The organism is Limnothrix sp. HT2024, from assembly GCF_059138625.1.
In genome coordinates this window covers 1,891,779-1,906,925 of sequence record NZ_CM181121.1, presented here as the reverse complement: position 1 = coordinate 1,906,925, position 15,147 = coordinate 1,891,779, and the positions used below count along the sequence as shown (strand labels likewise).

The 15,147-nt window shown below is 51.3% G+C and carries 15 protein-coding genes; 10 read left to right on the top strand and 5 right to left on the bottom strand.

Annotated elements, in window-relative coordinates; genetic code table 11:
- Positions 1 to 39: 39 nt before the first annotated feature.
- Complete coding sequence (locus AC2IAX_RS07685) at positions 40 to 375, bottom strand: XisI protein (protein WP_494390029.1); 336 nt, start codon at positions 373 to 375, stop codon at positions 40 to 42.
- Between the two features lie 181 nt (positions 376 to 556).
- On the opposite strand from AC2IAX_RS07685, the gene surE reads away from it, so the two are divergent.
- Both surE and AC2IAX_RS07675 read left to right on the top strand, forming a co-directional pair.
- Complete coding sequence (surE, locus tag AC2IAX_RS07680) at positions 557 to 1,249, top strand: 5'/3'-nucleotidase SurE (protein ID WP_494390028.1); 693 nt, start codon at positions 557 to 559, stop codon at positions 1,247 to 1,249.
- Between the two features lie 60 nt (positions 1,250 to 1,309).
- Positions 1,310 to 1,879, top strand: a complete 570-nt coding sequence (locus AC2IAX_RS07675; protein ID WP_494390027.1) for a Uma2 family endonuclease — start codon at positions 1,310 to 1,312, stop codon at positions 1,877 to 1,879.
- 94 nt (positions 1,880 to 1,973) lie between these two features.
- Here AC2IAX_RS07675 and AC2IAX_RS07670 read toward each other — a convergent pair whose 3' ends face one another.
- Positions 1,974 to 2,300 (bottom strand): DUF1825 family protein, encoded by a 327-nt coding sequence (locus tag AC2IAX_RS07670; RefSeq protein ID WP_393010755.1) that lies wholly within the window; start codon positions 2,298 to 2,300, stop codon positions 1,974 to 1,976.
- A 454-nt stretch (positions 2,301 to 2,754) separates the two neighbouring features.
- Here AC2IAX_RS07670 and AC2IAX_RS07665 point away from each other — a divergent pair, with 454 nt between their 5' ends.
- From AC2IAX_RS07665 to nfi, 3 genes are all read left to right on the top strand, one after another.
- On the top strand, positions 2,755 to 3,159 hold the full coding sequence (locus AC2IAX_RS07665) for an NINE protein (protein WP_494390026.1): 405 nt from the start codon (positions 2,755 to 2,757) through the stop codon (positions 3,157 to 3,159).
- Positions 3,160 to 3,808: 649 nt separating this feature from the next.
- Positions 3,809 to 4,237 carry a ComEA family DNA-binding protein gene (locus AC2IAX_RS07660; RefSeq protein WP_494390025.1) on the top strand — a complete coding sequence of 143 codons (429 nt, stop codon included), beginning with the start codon at positions 3,809 to 3,811 and terminating at the stop codon, positions 4,235 to 4,237.
- Between the two features lie 170 nt (positions 4,238 to 4,407).
- Complete coding sequence (gene nfi / locus AC2IAX_RS07655; protein ID WP_494390024.1) at positions 4,408 to 5,124, top strand: deoxyribonuclease V; 717 nt, start codon at positions 4,408 to 4,410, stop codon at positions 5,122 to 5,124.
- Positions 5,125 to 5,265: 141 nt separating this feature from the next.
- Here nfi and AC2IAX_RS07650 read toward each other — a convergent pair whose 3' ends face one another.
- Positions 5,266 to 6,462 carry a glycosyltransferase family 2 protein gene (locus AC2IAX_RS07650; protein ID WP_494390023.1) on the bottom strand — a complete coding sequence of 399 codons (1,197 nt, stop codon included), beginning with the start codon at positions 6,460 to 6,462 and terminating at the stop codon, positions 5,266 to 5,268.
- Positions 6,463 to 6,786: 324 nt separating this feature from the next.
- On the opposite strand from AC2IAX_RS07650, the gene AC2IAX_RS07645 reads away from it, so the two are divergent.
- The 5 genes from AC2IAX_RS07645 to AC2IAX_RS07625 all read left to right on the top strand — a co-directional run bounded on the left by AC2IAX_RS07645 (position 6,787) and on the right by AC2IAX_RS07625 (position 13,990).
- On the top strand, positions 6,787 to 8,565 hold the full coding sequence (locus AC2IAX_RS07645) for a helicase HerA domain-containing protein (RefSeq protein WP_494390022.1): 1,779 nt from the start codon (positions 6,787 to 6,789) through the stop codon (positions 8,563 to 8,565).
- Positions 8,566 to 9,694: 1,129 nt separating this feature from the next.
- Positions 9,695 to 10,687 carry an RNA polymerase sigma factor, RpoD/SigA family gene (locus AC2IAX_RS07640; RefSeq protein ID WP_494390021.1) on the top strand — a complete coding sequence of 331 codons (993 nt, stop codon included), beginning with the start codon at positions 9,695 to 9,697 and terminating at the stop codon, positions 10,685 to 10,687.
- Between the two features lie 381 nt (positions 10,688 to 11,068).
- Entirely contained in the window at positions 11,069 to 11,638 is a 570-nt protein-coding gene (locus tag AC2IAX_RS07635) for a M67 family metallopeptidase (protein WP_494390020.1), read from the top strand.
- Positions 11,639 to 11,810: 172 nt separating this feature from the next.
- On the top strand, positions 11,811 to 12,974 hold the full coding sequence (moeB, locus tag AC2IAX_RS07630; protein ID WP_494390019.1) for a molybdopterin-synthase adenylyltransferase MoeB: 1,164 nt from the start codon (positions 11,811 to 11,813) through the stop codon (positions 12,972 to 12,974).
- Positions 12,975 to 13,420: 446 nt separating this feature from the next.
- Positions 13,421 to 13,990 (top strand): ATP-binding protein, encoded by a 570-nt coding sequence (locus AC2IAX_RS07625; RefSeq protein WP_494390018.1) that lies wholly within the window; start codon positions 13,421 to 13,423, stop codon positions 13,988 to 13,990.
- On the opposite strand, the gene AC2IAX_RS07620 is transcribed toward AC2IAX_RS07625, so the two are convergent.
- A complete protein-coding gene (locus tag AC2IAX_RS07620) occupies positions 13,987 to 14,283 on the bottom strand; it encodes a DUF6439 family protein (RefSeq protein WP_494390017.1) in 297 nt (98 codons plus the stop codon). The two genes, AC2IAX_RS07625 and AC2IAX_RS07620, sit on opposite strands and share 4 nt — an antisense overlap.
- 592 nt (positions 14,284 to 14,875) lie before the next feature.
- Complete coding sequence (locus tag AC2IAX_RS07615) at positions 14,876 to 15,103, bottom strand: ferredoxin-thioredoxin reductase variable chain (RefSeq protein WP_099535277.1); 228 nt, start codon at positions 15,101 to 15,103, stop codon at positions 14,876 to 14,878.
- Between the last annotated feature and the right edge of the window lie 44 nt (positions 15,104 to 15,147).

The window sequence follows — 15,147 nt, the reverse complement described above, 5'->3', positions numbered from 1 at the left end:
ATGATTTAGATTTCATGGCAGATCACTTAGAAGCCAGAATTAATTAACGGCAAATCCGTTATATTGACGCATAAATGGCGAGTGATAAGCCAATACAATATCTGTTTTGGGAACTCCTTTTTCTAGGAGTTCATTAGCCACGCCCACTTCTGTTCCATCATATTGGATCCAAATCTTTTCGCCCTTGAGATCAATATGAATTAGAACGCCGTAGACTCGTTGTTTCTGAAGCCAACCTGACCGCATGACTTGATAGTGATCGCGTTCATGGTCGAATATCACTGCCATTTCAATTTCGCCATAGGCTGGCTGAATTTGGCTGTGCTCAAGCAAAATTTCTTGAATAACCTGGCGATATTGATTTAACTTTTCCATGACAGCCACTCTCTCATCTTTAACATTTTAGATCCTCCAATACTGGTACTAATGATCGCCCGGTGGTGGGGGCAAGGGGTTTAAACCCCTTGTCTGTTGATGGTGTCGCGGGGCGTGGGTGGATGCTGTGGCTGGCTGGTCAGTGGAACAATAGAAACCTGTTCGCGATCGCTGAGGAATTATGGCGCAGGTTTTGGTGCTGACGAATGATGACGGGTACGATGCGCCGGGGATTGCCGCGCTCGATCGCGCTGTTACGGAGTTGCAGTTAGGGTCAGTACGGTGGGTTGCCCCTGCTAATGAACAGTCGGGCTGTGGTCACCAGATTAATAACCATCGCCTGCTGGCGGTACAGGAGCGCGATCGCGGGTTCTCCGTGGCGGGCACACCGGCCGACTGTGTGCGGTTAGCAGTGAGCGAACTGGTTCCCGAGGTGGGCCTGGTGCTATCGGGCATTAACGCGGGCGGCAACCTGGGCACGGATGTTTATAACTCGGGTACGGTGGCGGCCGCTCGGGAAGCAACGCTGCAAGGCCGGCGGGCGATCGCCCTGTCGCACTGGATCCGGCGGCCCCTGGAAATCGATTGGGACTGGGCGGCTCAGCAGGCGGTGCGGGTGTTGCCGTTGCTGCTCGATCGGCCCTGGGAGCCTGGCAGTTTCTGGAATGTGAATTTCCCGCATCTCGACCCCGGTGCTCCCGATCCCGAAATCGTGTTTTGTGAGCCTTCCCGTGACCCGGTTCCACCGATTTATCGGCGCACAGGAGAGGGCTATCAGTACAGCGGCACCTATGGTGGTCGCCCCCAAACGCCGGGAACCGACGTAGCTGTTTGCTTTGGCGGCGCGATCGCCATTACGCAGTTGCGGGTTTAGGGAGTCGATCGCGGGCGATCGCTAAAATTGAAACAGCTCATCCCCCATGCGAGGCTGGTTATGGTGCTTGCTGTCTCCCGCGATCGGGCCCTGTCGCTGGCTGAGTTTCTCGCATTGCCCGAAACTCAACCGGCCAGCGAATACATCAACGGCCAGGTTCATCAGAAGCCAATGCCACAAGGTCAGCACAGCTACTTGCAATCAGAACTTACTGCGGTGCTGAACAGTGTTTTGCGCAAAGCACGCATTGCTAGAGCCGGTGCAGAATTGCGTTGCACCTTCGGGGGGCGTGTGCTTGTGCCCGATATCGTGGTGGTCAAATGGGATCGAATTCCTCGCCAATCCGATGGCCGAGTCGCCAACAGTTTCGATTTTGCACCCGATTGGATTGTGGAGATTGCGTCACCACAACAGCCCTTGATTCGGCTGATCGAAAAGATGCAGTTTTGTTTGGATCAGGGCACAGAAATGGCTTGGTTGATTGACCCGGAGGATCTGTCGGTGTTGGTCTATCAAGCAGGGCGATCGCCTCGGGCTTTCGTAGACTTGGGCGATCGCCTGCCCGTGCCTGATTTTGCCCAAGGGGTGGCACTGATGATTGAGGATCTACAGAGCTTTTTGCTGGATTAGCCCAATTAAAGATGGTTCAGTTTTCCTGAATTTGACCTGCCATTTTGAGTTGAAATGGCTCAGGTGATCCATTGGAGATTAATAGGAAACTGACCTAATTCTTGGATGCTTCTAATTCTGCTTTCATGCGCTCCAAGGTGATGTGCATTTGATCAAACATCATTTGAGGAGTCATACCAAATTGCGAGAGGTGGGTTTTTAGTTGTTCCACTTGCATTTTGGCCATGAAGTCATCTGATAATTCAAATCGCTTCATGAAAATCCGATAGCGATCGAGCACGGTTTCCATCTGTTCGATGTAAAGTCGCTTTCCTTCGCGATCGAACTTGCCGTAGTCGCCCCCAAGCTGCACTAGGGATTGATAAGTGCCAAAAATTTCCCTAGCTTCCTGTTGGACAATTTCAGAATCAAAAATGCTCATGTTTTATGCCTGGGTCATTGTTAACACCCATTTGTCTTTGATCTTAGCCGATTCTCCTCTGAGGCAAAACGCCCACCCAGTCGAGAGATCCGAACTTGAACGATCGGACTTTGCGTAGAGAAATTAGGGCAGTGAACAGGGGCGATCGATGGCTGGTTTGCTCGGTCTGCGGTTTCAATGGGTGTTCAATGGGGGTAACCGATGTTGCTTTGGCGCGCGCCGCCCCTCGACCCGCCAATTTGCCAACTATGATGAACAATGTGCGCAACATCGCTGTCACCAACTCAGCCAAGGGAGTTCAAGACCGGTGCTTAGTCCCCAGAGTGGCTTAGGCTTGGAAACGTCCAGCACTCTATTGTTGCCCTGTTTTTCCTTGCTTTTTCTGCGTTTCGTTGCTGAATCCGTTGTCTAACGAGTAACTTCCATTGCCAGCCAGTTAACTGAGGAGAGAACCATGACGGAAGTGGCAGGAACCTTAACCCGACCCCGCAAGCGGACAATGGCCGTGGCCCTGGCCCTCACTTGTTTTGTGGTTCCCTTTGCATCAGGGTTGCACAAGTTCTATTTGCGGCAACGATGGTGGGGCGTGGCCTATTTTCTGTTTTTTTGGACGATGATTCCGCAAATTGCCAGCGCGATCGAGGCCATTTGGTATCTTTCCCAAGACCAAGAAGAGTTCGATCGCAACTTTAATAAAGGGCTACCGGCTGCCCAACGAACTGTTACGGTTACTGTGCAACCGGAGCGGGTAAATGCGGTGGGGGATGCCCTGCGAGAGTTGGATCGACTTCGCCAAGAAGGATTAATTTCTGAGGCAGAGTTTGAACAAAAACGCCGTCTGCTGCTCGATCAAATTTAGACTGACTGTCATCAATCTTGCTTGAATCTAGACCCAATTTTGAGCATTAAGTTTTGGGCATCCGTTCCATCATGATTCAATCTCAATTTAACAGTAACTTGGTCTTGGGTTTGACTTTGATCATAAGCTAGTAGCAACTCAGTTTCAGAGGATGTCTGAAAAGCCAGAACTGATACTCTAGTATGCCCGATCGATCACCGGAAATAAGGGGCTTAGGGCCTGTTGTCAAATCGCCTGAGACCCTGATTCCACTGTTGGCGGATCGTGGGGGCAAGGGGCTTAAGCCCCTTGTCTAGGGTGGCCAGAGTATGGAAGATCAACCGTTTTCACTGAATCACAGAAAATAACGACAGGCCCTTCAGCCCCTTGCTGCCACGACTATTGGTGCTTAGTTCGGGCCGAAAGATACTTTTCAGACATCCTCTTAGATTGTTCAAAATCTCAGTAGCTCGAATTTAGCAAGATCACTTAATTACCATAATTTCTGTTGACTGCTGTGCCTCAATTTTCTTCTCAAAATCCGATACTGAATTGGCTGACAGCACCCTTTCAGCCTGCGAACCCAGCCCTGAAGGCAGCTCGCAGCAAAATTGCACATGATCCGTTTTGCCGATTAAATTCTGCATTGGAAGTGGCTGTGGCGGCCGAGATGGGCATTGCAATTGATGCTAATCGTGCCAGTATTGACGATTGGTTACGATTACCGGGGCTGTCGATTCGGCAAGCCACCTTGCTGACTCAATTGAGTGCGAGTGGAGTGGTGTTTTATGGATTAGAAGACCTGGCTGCTGCTTTGGGGGTAACGGTGGCGCAGTTAGAGCCTTGGACACCGGTTCTGCGGTTTTATTTTTACGATCCGGAGGCGGCTTCTTTTCAACGAACCTTGGATGCTAATCATGCTACGGTTGATGAATTGGAGCGGCTGCCGGGTGTTGATCGCGCCTTGGCAGAATGGATGATTCGCGATCGCCAAGAGCGGGGTGCTTTTCGCAGCTTAATTGACTTAAAACGCCGCTTGAATTTATCTGGTGAACTGCTCGGAGAATTAATGCACTATTTGCGGTTTCCAACGTCTTAGATGATGTTTATTTTAAGAAAATAAATTGAAAAATGTGATTTAAAAATCCTGATCGAACAATAATTGTGAATAACAATTAATCGAAAATATTTTTATGAAAATGTTGTTGATACAAAATCTTTAAAATAACATTTACTTTAAAATAACATTTATCAGATGAGATTGATGAGATGAACTTAATTGATAATTGGCCAAAAACGACAGAAGCCGCCAAAGAAATTCAAAATCAACTGCGCGATCGAGTGATTTTGCAAGATCAATTCTCTGCCCCAAAATTGATTGGGGGCGCTGATGTGGGATTTGAAGAAAATGGCGCGATCGCCCGTGCAGCCGTTGTGGTTTTGAGCTTTCCTGGCTTGGATCGCATCGAATTTGCGATCGCTCGAATTCCCACGCCTTTTCCCTATGTGCCGGGATTTTTATCCTTTCGAGAAGTGCCAGTGATTTTGCAAGCTTTTGATCAGCTTCAGCAAAAGCCAGATCTGATTTTGTGTGATGGTCAAGGCTATGCTCACCCGCGCCGGTTTGGGTTAGCTTGTCACTTGGGATTGTTGTTGAATCTGCCAACCATCGGTGTCGCAAAATCCCACTTGATTGGAACCCACGAGCCGCTAGATTTGGCGAAGGGAAGTTGGCAACCTTTGATCGATCGCGAAGAAACCATTGGCGCAATTGTCCGATCGCGCCAAAATTGTCGGCCGCTTTATGTTTCCTCGGGGCATCGAGTGAGTTTGCCCACCGCGATCGAGTTGGTTTTGAATTGTACCCCGCGCTATCGACTGCCAGAAACCACCCGCTGGGCCGACGCGATCGCCTCTCAACGGGGGTCTTTCAAAAATCCTGGATCCGATACAACCCATAGCCAAGTGATTGTCAATCAACCCTGATTCGATCCTGATTCAAAATATTGCTGCGATATTAATTTATTGTTTTAGGTGTTGTTTTAGGCAATTTTTGCAGTGATGAACTGGCGATGAACTCAAGGGGCTTGCTGAGCGCTTTCTGAACTTCTGGGCCTAAATTTCAAACTAAATTTCAAACTTCAGTTCTCGCAAAGTTTGGCGAATTCTATCCGCTTCTGGTGACTGCTGTTGATCATATAATTCAACGGCTGTCTTGAAGGCTTTCAGGCTTTCGGGTACATTGCCCCCTTTTAAGAAAGCCGCGCCTAAATTTTGGTGAAACTCAGGTTTTTTGGGATCAAGCTCAATCGCTTTTTGATAATGCTCGATCGCCTCCATAGTACGGTTCATTGCTCGCAGGTTTGAACCCAAATTGTAATGGGCGATCGCAAAGTTGGGGTCAATGATAACTGCTTTGCGATAGCTCTCATAGGCCGCCTGTAGGTTTCCTTTTTGGCGGTAAAGATTGCCTAAATTGATCAAAGAACCTAATTTCAAAATTGGTAATACTGGTTGGCGCAAAGCCGCGCGGTAATGGGCTTGGGCTAGATCGAGATTCTGTTGTTGATTATAAAAAATTGCCAGGTGATAGTGCAGCTCATATAAAACTTCGGACATTTTCTCTTGTTCTGCCCGCTTGAGACCGGTTTTTAAGAGCGCAATTCCCTGCTCAGGTTCCCCTAAGTCGATGAGCAGGGCCCCCAACTTGCTACAAACATAGGGATCCTCTGGATTTGCTTTCCAAAAAACTTCCATGGCAGCCTTGGCCCGATCGGCTTTGGAAGCACTGGCAATGCGATCGAGCCGATAACCATCATGATCGATGGCCGGCATCGAAAGGGACACAATTTTCCAGTGGGGTTCCTGTTGCAAAAGTCGCACCACACTGTCATCAATAATGGCGTGGTAGGGGCGATCGAACTGAATTTCAGGATGCCGCCGAAACAAACGCGAGACCAGAGAATAGGGCGATTGCACTGCGCCCAATTCTCGACGCACCAAATTCACCACCAAATGCTCGGGATAGCTAACCGCTTCGCGAATCGGTTCGATCGCTTCCGGCAGCAACCACTCATCCGCGTCCAACACCAACACCCAATCGCTCTCGATTTGTGCCAAAGCTGCATTTCGAGCGGCCGCAAAATCATTGCACCAATCGAAAAAAGCCACCCGCGCCCCATGCGATCGGGCCCGCTCAACGGTGTCATCGGTGGAACCCGTATCTAACACTAAAATTTCATCCACACAGTCGCGCACACTGTTGAGGCAGCGATCGATCTGATGGGCTTCATTTTTGACAATGAGCGATAAACAGATACTCATGGCCGAAACACCGCGTGTAAATCTGAAGGGTAGATACAGCCTTTACCTCGCTTACTAAGTACAGTTACCGCACTTGGTAAACCAGTTACAGTCTTTAGGTGTCCCTCGTCATAATGTGCCTAGAATTTTAGGTAAAGGCTGTAATGCCGTTAAAATAACGAGATGATCGTTTGATCTTCGTCAATCTGGTCACTGATCTGATGCTGATCGATTCCAGATCGAACCAGATCTTAATCAGTCCTTAAATTGCAGTTTGCGCGCAATTTCCAATCACAACCTCCCGCTTTCATACTGGCTAAATCGTTTTCTAAATTGTCTCATCCTATGCCCCAAGACGTTCCACTCGGCTCAGTCATTCAAGGTTCCCTTAGCGAAGGGCTGGAGGTGCGGCTCCATGCCGATGTTTCCGTGGAAGAGATGCGAGTGGGCAAATTTTTGGTGGTGCGGGGGCGACGATCGCACTTTTTTTGCATGTTAACCGATGTGGCGTTGGGAACCTCCAGCCAACGAATTACGATCGATCCGCCCCATCCCGATGATGATTTTTTGCGCGATGTGCTGGCCGGTAGTGGCACGTTTGGGACGATCGAACTCGCGCCCATGCTGATGTTTGTGCCCCAAGCAGAGATGGATTGGGAAAATTTGCCCCTACCCGATCGCTTGGCTCCGGAACCTGCCCGATCGTCCCGTAAAAACGGCAAAGCTAAGGACAAAAACGGCAACCAAGCATCCAGTAATTTAGCCTCCTTTGCGGCTAACCGCGATGCCAATTTGGAATTGTTGCCCGTGAAAACCATTCCTAGTCACTTCTCGCAGGTCTATGAAGCGAGCGATCGGGACTTTCGGATTGTGTTTGGTTGGGAAGACGATGCCCAGCGCCGAAACTTTGCGATTGGTATGCCGATCGATACTGATGTGCCCGTTTGCATCGACCTCGATCGGTTTGTGGAGCGCAGTAACGGCGTTTTTGGGAAATCAGGAACCGGGAAATCATTCCTCACCCGTTTGCTGTTGGCGGGCACAATTCGCAAGCAAGTGGCGGTGAACCTCATCTTTGATATGCATTCGGAATATGGCTGGGAAGCCATGCGCGAAGGCAAAGGCATCAATACTGTCAAAGGCTTGCGCCAACTTTTCCCCGGGCAAGTGGAAATTTATACCCTTGATCCGGAATCTACCAAGCGCCGAGGCGTGCGCGATGCCCGAGAACTTTACATCAGCTATGACCAAATTGATGTGGAAGATTTGATGCTGGTGAGTGCGGAACTGAATCTTTCCGAAGCCAGCGTTGAAAATGCAATTATTCTGCAAAATGAATTTGGCAAATCTTGGATTTCACGGCTCCTGAGCATGACCAATGAGGAAATTCAGGATTTTTGCGAAACCAAAATGGGCAGCAAGTCTTCGATTATGGCGCTGCAACGGAAGTTGAACCGCCTTGATCAGATCAAATATATGAGAAATGCTGGCTCGGATTATATCAAGCAAATTTTAGATTCTCTGGAAGCCGGAAAGCACGTCATTATCGAATTTGGTTCCCAATCAAATATGTTGGCTTATATGCTAGCCACCAATATTATTTCTCGCCGGATTCATGGTATCTACGTGCGAAAAGCTGAGCGATTTTTGCAAACCAAGGATCCCAATGACAAGCCCCGCCAACTGATGATCACCATTGAGGAAGCACACCGATTCCTTGACCCCGCCACCGCCAAGCAAACTATTTTCGGCACGATCGCCCGTGAAATGCGGAAATATTTTGTCACCTTGCTGGTGGTTGATCAGCGACCTTCGGGGATTGATAACGAGGTAATGTCGCAAATTGGAACCAGAATCACGGCTCTGTTGAATGACGAAAAAGATATTGAAGCGATCTTTACCGGTGTGGCAGGAGGGCAAAGCCTGCGATCGGTTTTGGCCAAACTGGATTCTAAACAACAGGCCCTAGTTTTGGGCCATGCCGTGCCCATGCCCGTGGTGGTTAGAACTCGTCCCTATGATGAGAAGTTCTATGCTGAAATTGGCGATACTTTTTGGGAAGAACTGCCCGATGAAATCGCGATCGCGGAAGGGGACAAAGCCAAGGCTGATTTGGGATTTTAAAACATGCTAGTGGGACGTTAATTGGGATGTGAATGATTGAGGTTATGGGACGGGCGCTTGATGGGGCGATCGCCCGCAGGATCTTGAGCACCTGAAACTTGAGTGTCCGAACTCTCTACAACAGCCATGATTTTTCCTCAACCCCCAAGCGACCAGTTATGGCCGCGTCCATGGCTGCGGCCACCGCTATCAGGGGCGATCGCGCGGGCCTGCAAGGCTTAACAGTGGTGTGACAAAAACTTCGTATGACTGCCATGGCAATGTCGCACCCGCTGGCTATACCTAGACCATGATGCTGATCCTAGGAAGCGGCTGAAGGGGTTTCCAAAACCCCAACCCAGTGCAGGGCGGGATACCAATCTTTCAGGTTCGGTTATTGCTCCCCGGTCTGTTGTACCCAATTCCAACTTTTGCGATCACTATGGAAAAAGAGTCGCGCTCAGAAACCTGAAAAAGCCTGATTCTTCATTCAAGTTTGTGGAGTGAATGACAGCAAAACTTCAGTGCCTCGGTATTTGTTTTGACCCTTAACGTTACCGATCGAGCTGAGATCTTGCTTCTGGGAGATTCACTAATGAACTTCAAGGAAACTGAATGCCCATACCTCCCTTCGTGATCACACTCCAGTCTTTCTTGAATGGCTGATTTCTAGTTCATTTCTGGCTGATTTTGAGCTGGTTTTGATGAATTCTGACTAATTTTTGGTTGATTTTCGATTGATTTCTAGCTGATTGCTGAATTTTCGGTTGTGGCCGACTTTGGCTAACTGAGTTTTGGCTGGCTTTGGTTGCGTTTTTCGTGGTTTTGCGAAATTGTCGCCTAATGGCTCGCCATAACTCTGCTGAGAACTGTTGCCCAAGGTTAATTTAATGAACTTTTTGCAATCCAAGACCGTCTAATTCTTTGTCCCTTTGAGTGTTGCCAGGTGGGTTTTGGCCGCTCTTGGTTTGTGGACTCTTGACCTTTGGATCTTCAGTGTAGATCCGAATTTGGAATTTGTGGGACTCGTTCCCCAGGGCGTTTTTTGAAACAGATTTGCTCGTCAATGAACGCCGATAACGCTGACGAATAACGCCGACTCGCAAGCTCTTGTGCTCGCGTCTTTGTGATTGAAAATAGGATGCTGACCATGCCGACCGCTATGACTCGCCCCCAAACGCAGCGATCCAAGTCGCGAGAAGGTGACAGTGCCGATTTGGTTCGCGCCTATTTGCACGAAATTGGCCGAGTTCCGTTGCTGACTGATGAACAGGAAATTATTCTGGGCAAACAAGTGCAGCAAATGATGCGGCTCTTGGACATCCAAGAGAAGCTGGCGGGCGAGTTGGATCGATCGCCCACGGAGCAGGAATTGGCCACCGCTGCCCAGGTTTCGGTGGAAGATCTGCGCCAGCAATTGCGGATGGGCGATCGGGCTAAGAAGAAAATGATCGAAGCCAATTTGCGCCTTGTGGTTTCGATCGCCAAGAAATACCAAAAACGCAACCTAGAACTCTTAGACCTGATCCAAGAAGGCAGCTTGGGTTTGGAGCGCGGGGTGGAAAAGTTTGATCCCATGATGGGCTACAAATTTTCAACCTATGCCTACTGGTGGATTCGTCAAGCGATTACGCGGGCGATCGCCCAACAATCACGCGCCATCCGCCTGCCGATTCACATCACCGAAAAGCTGAATAAGGTGAAGCGGGTGCAACGGGAGTTAACCCAAAAACTGGGTCGATCGCCCAAGCTTTCGGAAGTGGCGGCTGAGCTGGAGTTGGAGCCGGCCCAAGTGCGGGAATTCATGTTGATTTCGCGACAACCGGTTTCCCTGGAATTGCGAGTGGGTGACAACCAAGATACGGAACTTCAGGACTTGCTGGAAGATGAAGGCGATCTGCCGGAAGATTACGCCAGCCGCGAGGCCCTACGCTTGGATTTGCAAGCCCTGTTGGCGGAGCTGACTCCTCAACAACGGGATGTGATTACCCTGCGTTTTGGCCTCGAAGATGGTCGGGAACTGTCTTTGGCCAAGGTGGGCGATCGACTCAACATCAGCCGTGAGCGGGTGCGTCAGTTGGAACACCAAGCCCTGAAGCAACTCCGCCGTCGCACCGATGTGCGGGAATATTTGGCGAGCTAACGGCCGCCTCAATCCGCCTGCAACAAACCGATTGCGACCGACTGATTTCGACAAACGAATTGCAACAAAAAGCGGCGTTCCCGATCGGGTCGCCGCTTTCCAGTTCTAGTTGCGTCGTTTTAGTGCATCCGAGGAAACGAAAAATCTGTCGTGAGGCAAGCCGCGTCTCCCAAAACGCGATTGCATCAGGAATTCAATCTTCGCAGTGTGCTATCCGGTCGGATTTGCTTCGACCTGATTGTAGCTGAAGATACGAAAAATTTTGTAACATTTTTTTGCAAAATCTGGCCAAGATTCTGTAAAGAATTTGCAAAATCTCAAAACACCTGCTGCATCCCTCGCTTCTCCCAAAGCACCGGTAACGGCGATGGCTCTTGAACGATGACTCTCAAACTTTCCCGATCGCTCCTGGAGCAACTTTGCCAAGCAGCGGAAGCAGCTTTGCCCTATGAATGTTGCGGCCTGTTGCTGGGCCGGCAAGTGCGCGCCCCAGTTGAATCACTGGTTAAATTACCGGTTGAGTTACCGGTCGGCCTAAGAGATCCAGCCCCCGAAGGTTCCATGGGGCCGATCGAGCCGATCGAGGTGATTGTCCATGAGCTGTGGCCCGCCAATAACGACTGGGAACAGCTCACCGATGAACCCTTTCGCACTTTGGATCCGATCCCCGCTGGCGAAACCAGCCCCGAGCGGCGCTACGCGATCGCCCCGACCACGATGTTGGCGGCTATGCGGGCCGGCCGTGCCCGTAACCTTGATATCATTGGGGTTTATCATTCACACCCGCAACATCCGGCCGTTCCATCCGAGTTCGATCGCGCCTGTGCTTGGCCTGACTACTCGTACCTGATCCTGTCGGTAAAAGGCGATCAAACCGTGGACTGGCAAAGCTGGCGACTCGATCCCGATCGCCAGTTTCAGCCCGAGCCGATCGTCCTCTGTGGATCCTGATTGTTGATCTCAACTGCCCCTGGCGCGCCCGGTTGCTTGCCACTGCGATTCGTTGATTTTCCCCCAGGTCAATTGCCCCCAAGGTGATGCCTGGATCGGAAACCCCTCACAGCGATCGAGGGCGCGATCGCCCCCCGCGATCGGGCATCGAACCCAAACCACCTCGCAACCTATGCTGAATATCGATACCAGCAACACACAACTCCTAAAAGAAGAGTACGAACGCTACTCTCGACACCTCATCCTGCCCGAAGTGGGACTGGAAGGCCAAAAGCGCCTGAAAGCCGCCAGCGTGCTCTGCATTGGCAGCGGCGGTTTGGGTTCGCCCCTGCTGCTCTACCTCGCCGCCGCCGGTATCGGCCGGATTGGCTTGGTGGACTTTGACGTGGTGGACTATTCCAACCTGCAACGCCAAGTCATCCACGGCACATCCTGGGTTGGCAAACCCAAAATCGAATCCGCCAAAAATCGGATCCTCGAAATTAACCCCTACTGCCAAGTGGATCTGTACGAGGCGCGGCTCAGTTCTGAAAACGCCCTCGACATCTTCCGCCCCTACGACATCGTGGTAGACGGAACGGACAACTTCCCCACCCGCTACCTGGTGAACGACGCTTGTGTTCTGCTCGACAAGCCCAACGTTTACGGCTCCATCTTCCGGTTCGAGGGCCAAGCCACCGTCTTTAACTACGAAGGCGGCCCCAACTACCGCGATCTCTACCCCGAACCCCCGCCGCCGGGCATGGTTCCCTCCTGCGCCGAAGGCGGTGTGTTGGGAATTTTGCCGGGGATCATTGGCGTAATCCAAGCCACGGAAACCGTCAAAATCATTTTGGGCAAGGGCACGACCCTGAATGGTCGTCTGTTGCTGTATAACGCCTTGGATATGAAGTTCCGGGAACTGAAGTTGCGGCCCAACCCTGAACGTCCCGTCATTGAAAAGTTGATTGACTATCAACAATTCTGTGGGTTACCGCCTGTGGGCCAAGCCGAAGAAAAGCCCGACGTGGCCGAAATGAGCGTCACGGACTTGAAATCGTTGATCGACAGCGGCGAAGACTTCCTGCTCTTGGATGTGCGCAACCCCAATGAGTTTGAAATTGGCCGCATTCCGGGATCGGTGTTGGTGCCGTTGCCCGACATCGAAAGCGGCAATGGGGTTGGGAAGGTGAAAGACCTGCTCAAGGGCCGCAAGTTGGTGGTTCACTGCAAGATGGGTGGTCGATCGGCCAAGGCCCTCGGGATCCTGCAAAAATCTGGCATTGATGGCATCAACGTCAAGGGCGGGATCAATGCTTGGAGCCAAGAGGTGGATCCTTCGGTTCCCCAATACTAGTTCTTGATCCCAGCTTGCAATCCCAGCTTGCAATCCCAGCTTGCAATCCCAGCTTGCAATCCCACTGAGTTGTGCGGATCTGGTTGGTGCAAATCTGGTTGGTACAAATCTGGTTGGTGCAAAGCGGCGGTTCATCTTCATGAAGAGGACCGCCGCTTTTGCATGGTTCGATTTCCTGAGCATCCTTGGGCAGAGGGCGATCGCCCCTTAGGGGTGATCGGGCTACCTAGACTTTTCAACCCCTTTCGATAAAATGGAAATTGAACGGTTCAGTAAAAACTCCTAGCCTCCATCGCTCGATTCGTCCATCGAGGGTGCGATCGTTCGGCGCTTTGGCCCTCCGGTCAGCATTACCCAATCCCTTAACTTTCTTGGGTTAATTGGCTGTCCCTGCCTCAGTTCCGCTCGGTATTTCTGGTCGTCCAAATGCTCTGTCTCCAGTTGTGATGGCCCCCACAGTTCGCCAAGAAAAACATCAGTGGCGCAAGCTGAGTTTCCCTTCAACGCTGCATTTGTGCCCTGTTCTGGATTTGTTAGTGGAAGATGTCCCGGAGCCTTGGCGCTTTGAAGTGCGCCTTGGGTTGCAGGAGGCTTTGGTCAATGCGGTGAAGCATGGTAATGGCCTTGACCCGGGAAAACGAGTGTGTGTTCACTTTTCCGCTCGCAGCCACCGCTACTGGTGGATGATTTCCGATCGGGGGGCAGGATTTAAGCCCCCCTGTTGTTGCCATGCGCCGCCGTTGCCACCTGTGGCCATGGATGCGGATCTGGATGATGTGACCATGGATTTGGATGCGGTGGAAGATCTGTTGCCGGGTAACGAGGGGGAATGCGGCCGCGGCTTATTCATCCTGCATCAAGTGTTTAATCGGGTGGAGTGGCAAGAAGACGGCCGCGTGTTGCATCTGTACAAGGAAACGGATCCGATCCGAATCTCGAAGCGGCAGCGATTGGCCCAAGCGGCCCAAGGTTTGCGGGCCAGTTTGCGAGAACGCTATGTGGCGTTCGTGCGTTAGCGATCATGATCCGGGCAGGGCGGGGCGCTCACGGTGCGATCGAGCCATCCCGTCGCCTGCTGCAAATGCTCAAGGGCCATTTGGGGTTGGTCGCGCAACAGGGCCACCAAGGCTGCGGCCGCCTGCTCCCGGGCCCGGATCGATCGATTCCCCTTTTGTCGATGCCAATCCCCGTTGCTCAGCGCCAACCGAGACGCGAGCACCTGGGCCAACTCCAAATCGGTCAGCTCCTGACAGGGTTTCGTTTCCAGGGGATTGGTAATTGGCTGATGGGCAAAAAGGGAAGGTTTCATAGGTTGTTCGATCGCCCCGTCGAAGCTAAGGAGCAGGAAGTCACGAAATATTGCCTTCAGTGTGGCGACCTTTCCCGGAAAAATCAAATCTAATTACTAATTCAAACCATCGGATCCAAACCATCAGTCCAAACCACTAGAGACAAGGGGCTTGGGGTCTGTCGTCGTTTAGCCTGAAACCCTAGATCTGCCGTTGGCGGATCGTGGGGGACAAGGGGCTTAGGGCCTGTCGTCGTTGAGCACGAAACCCTAGATCTGCCGGGATCGTGGGGGACAAGGGGCTTAAGCCCCTTGTTACGACCATTAGGGCACGGAAGATCAACCGGTTCGGCCGCCTGATTGAGCGCGTTAACCTCCCACCCTTGTTACGACCATTAGGGCACGGAAGATCAACCGTTTCAGCATCACCTCGATCAATGACGACACCCCCTAAGCCCTTTGCCCCCTCTGATCGCGCAATGGTCAGGGTTTTGGGGATCTGATGGCTGCTCTGAAGTCTCGTACCCCGTTGATCGCTGATTGCGCAGCGATCGGCAAGTTCGAGGTAGCTCAATTTCGAGGTCACGATCGGCTCAGATTGATGGTTGCGCAATTACGATTCCACGATCGTTAATTCACCATCCCGAAAATGGCCGCGAAACTTCCCTTCAAATTGCACCAAAAAGGGAAAGTTGGCGCTGACGGGGCGGCCCTGGTGCTCAGTGACGATCGCAATGATTTCCCCTTCCTTGCCTTCCAGGTTGTAGGGTTTGCCCCGATGCTCCGGGTAGTGGTAGACCTCTACGGTGGTGCTGACACGCACGCGATCGCCGACTTTCATAACCTCTGACAGCTCGCTAATAAACTTGGGTGGTTGAGCACGAT

Bases quoted from the DNA above. Each gene is read 5' to 3' on its own strand.
- AC2IAX_RS07685 (WP_494390029.1), bottom strand. From the start codon at position 375: ATGGAAAAGTTAAATCAATATCGCCAGGTTATTCAAGAAATTTTGCTT.
- surE (WP_494390028.1), top strand. From the start codon at position 557: ATGGCGCAGGTTTTGGTGCTGACGAATGATGACGGGTACGATGCGCCG.
- AC2IAX_RS07675 (WP_494390027.1), top strand. From the start codon at position 1,310: ATGGTGCTTGCTGTCTCCCGCGATCGGGCCCTGTCGCTGGCTGAGTTT.
- AC2IAX_RS07670 (WP_393010755.1), bottom strand. From the start codon at position 2,300: ATGAGCATTTTTGATTCTGAAATTGTCCAACAGGAAGCTAGGGAAATT.
- AC2IAX_RS07665 (WP_494390026.1), top strand. From the start codon at position 2,755: ATGACGGAAGTGGCAGGAACCTTAACCCGACCCCGCAAGCGGACAATG.
- AC2IAX_RS07660 (WP_494390025.1), top strand. From the start codon at position 3,809: ATGGGCATTGCAATTGATGCTAATCGTGCCAGTATTGACGATTGGTTA.
- nfi (WP_494390024.1), top strand. From the start codon at position 4,408: ATGAACTTAATTGATAATTGGCCAAAAACGACAGAAGCCGCCAAAGAA.
- AC2IAX_RS07650 (WP_494390023.1), bottom strand. From the start codon at position 6,462: ATGAGTATCTGTTTATCGCTCATTGTCAAAAATGAAGCCCATCAGATC.
- AC2IAX_RS07645 (WP_494390022.1), top strand. From the start codon at position 6,787: ATGCCCCAAGACGTTCCACTCGGCTCAGTCATTCAAGGTTCCCTTAGC.
- AC2IAX_RS07640 (WP_494390021.1), top strand. From the start codon at position 9,695: ATGCCGACCGCTATGACTCGCCCCCAAACGCAGCGATCCAAGTCGCGA.
- AC2IAX_RS07635 (WP_494390020.1), top strand. From the start codon at position 11,069: ATGACTCTCAAACTTTCCCGATCGCTCCTGGAGCAACTTTGCCAAGCA.
- moeB (WP_494390019.1), top strand. From the start codon at position 11,811: ATGCTGAATATCGATACCAGCAACACACAACTCCTAAAAGAAGAGTAC.
- AC2IAX_RS07625 (WP_494390018.1), top strand. From the start codon at position 13,421: ATGGCCCCCACAGTTCGCCAAGAAAAACATCAGTGGCGCAAGCTGAGT.
- AC2IAX_RS07620 (WP_494390017.1), bottom strand. From the start codon at position 14,283: ATGAAACCTTCCCTTTTTGCCCATCAGCCAATTACCAATCCCCTGGAA.
- AC2IAX_RS07615 (WP_099535277.1), bottom strand. From the start codon at position 15,103: ATGAAAGTCGGCGATCGCGTGCGTGTCAGCACCACCGTAGAGGTCTAC.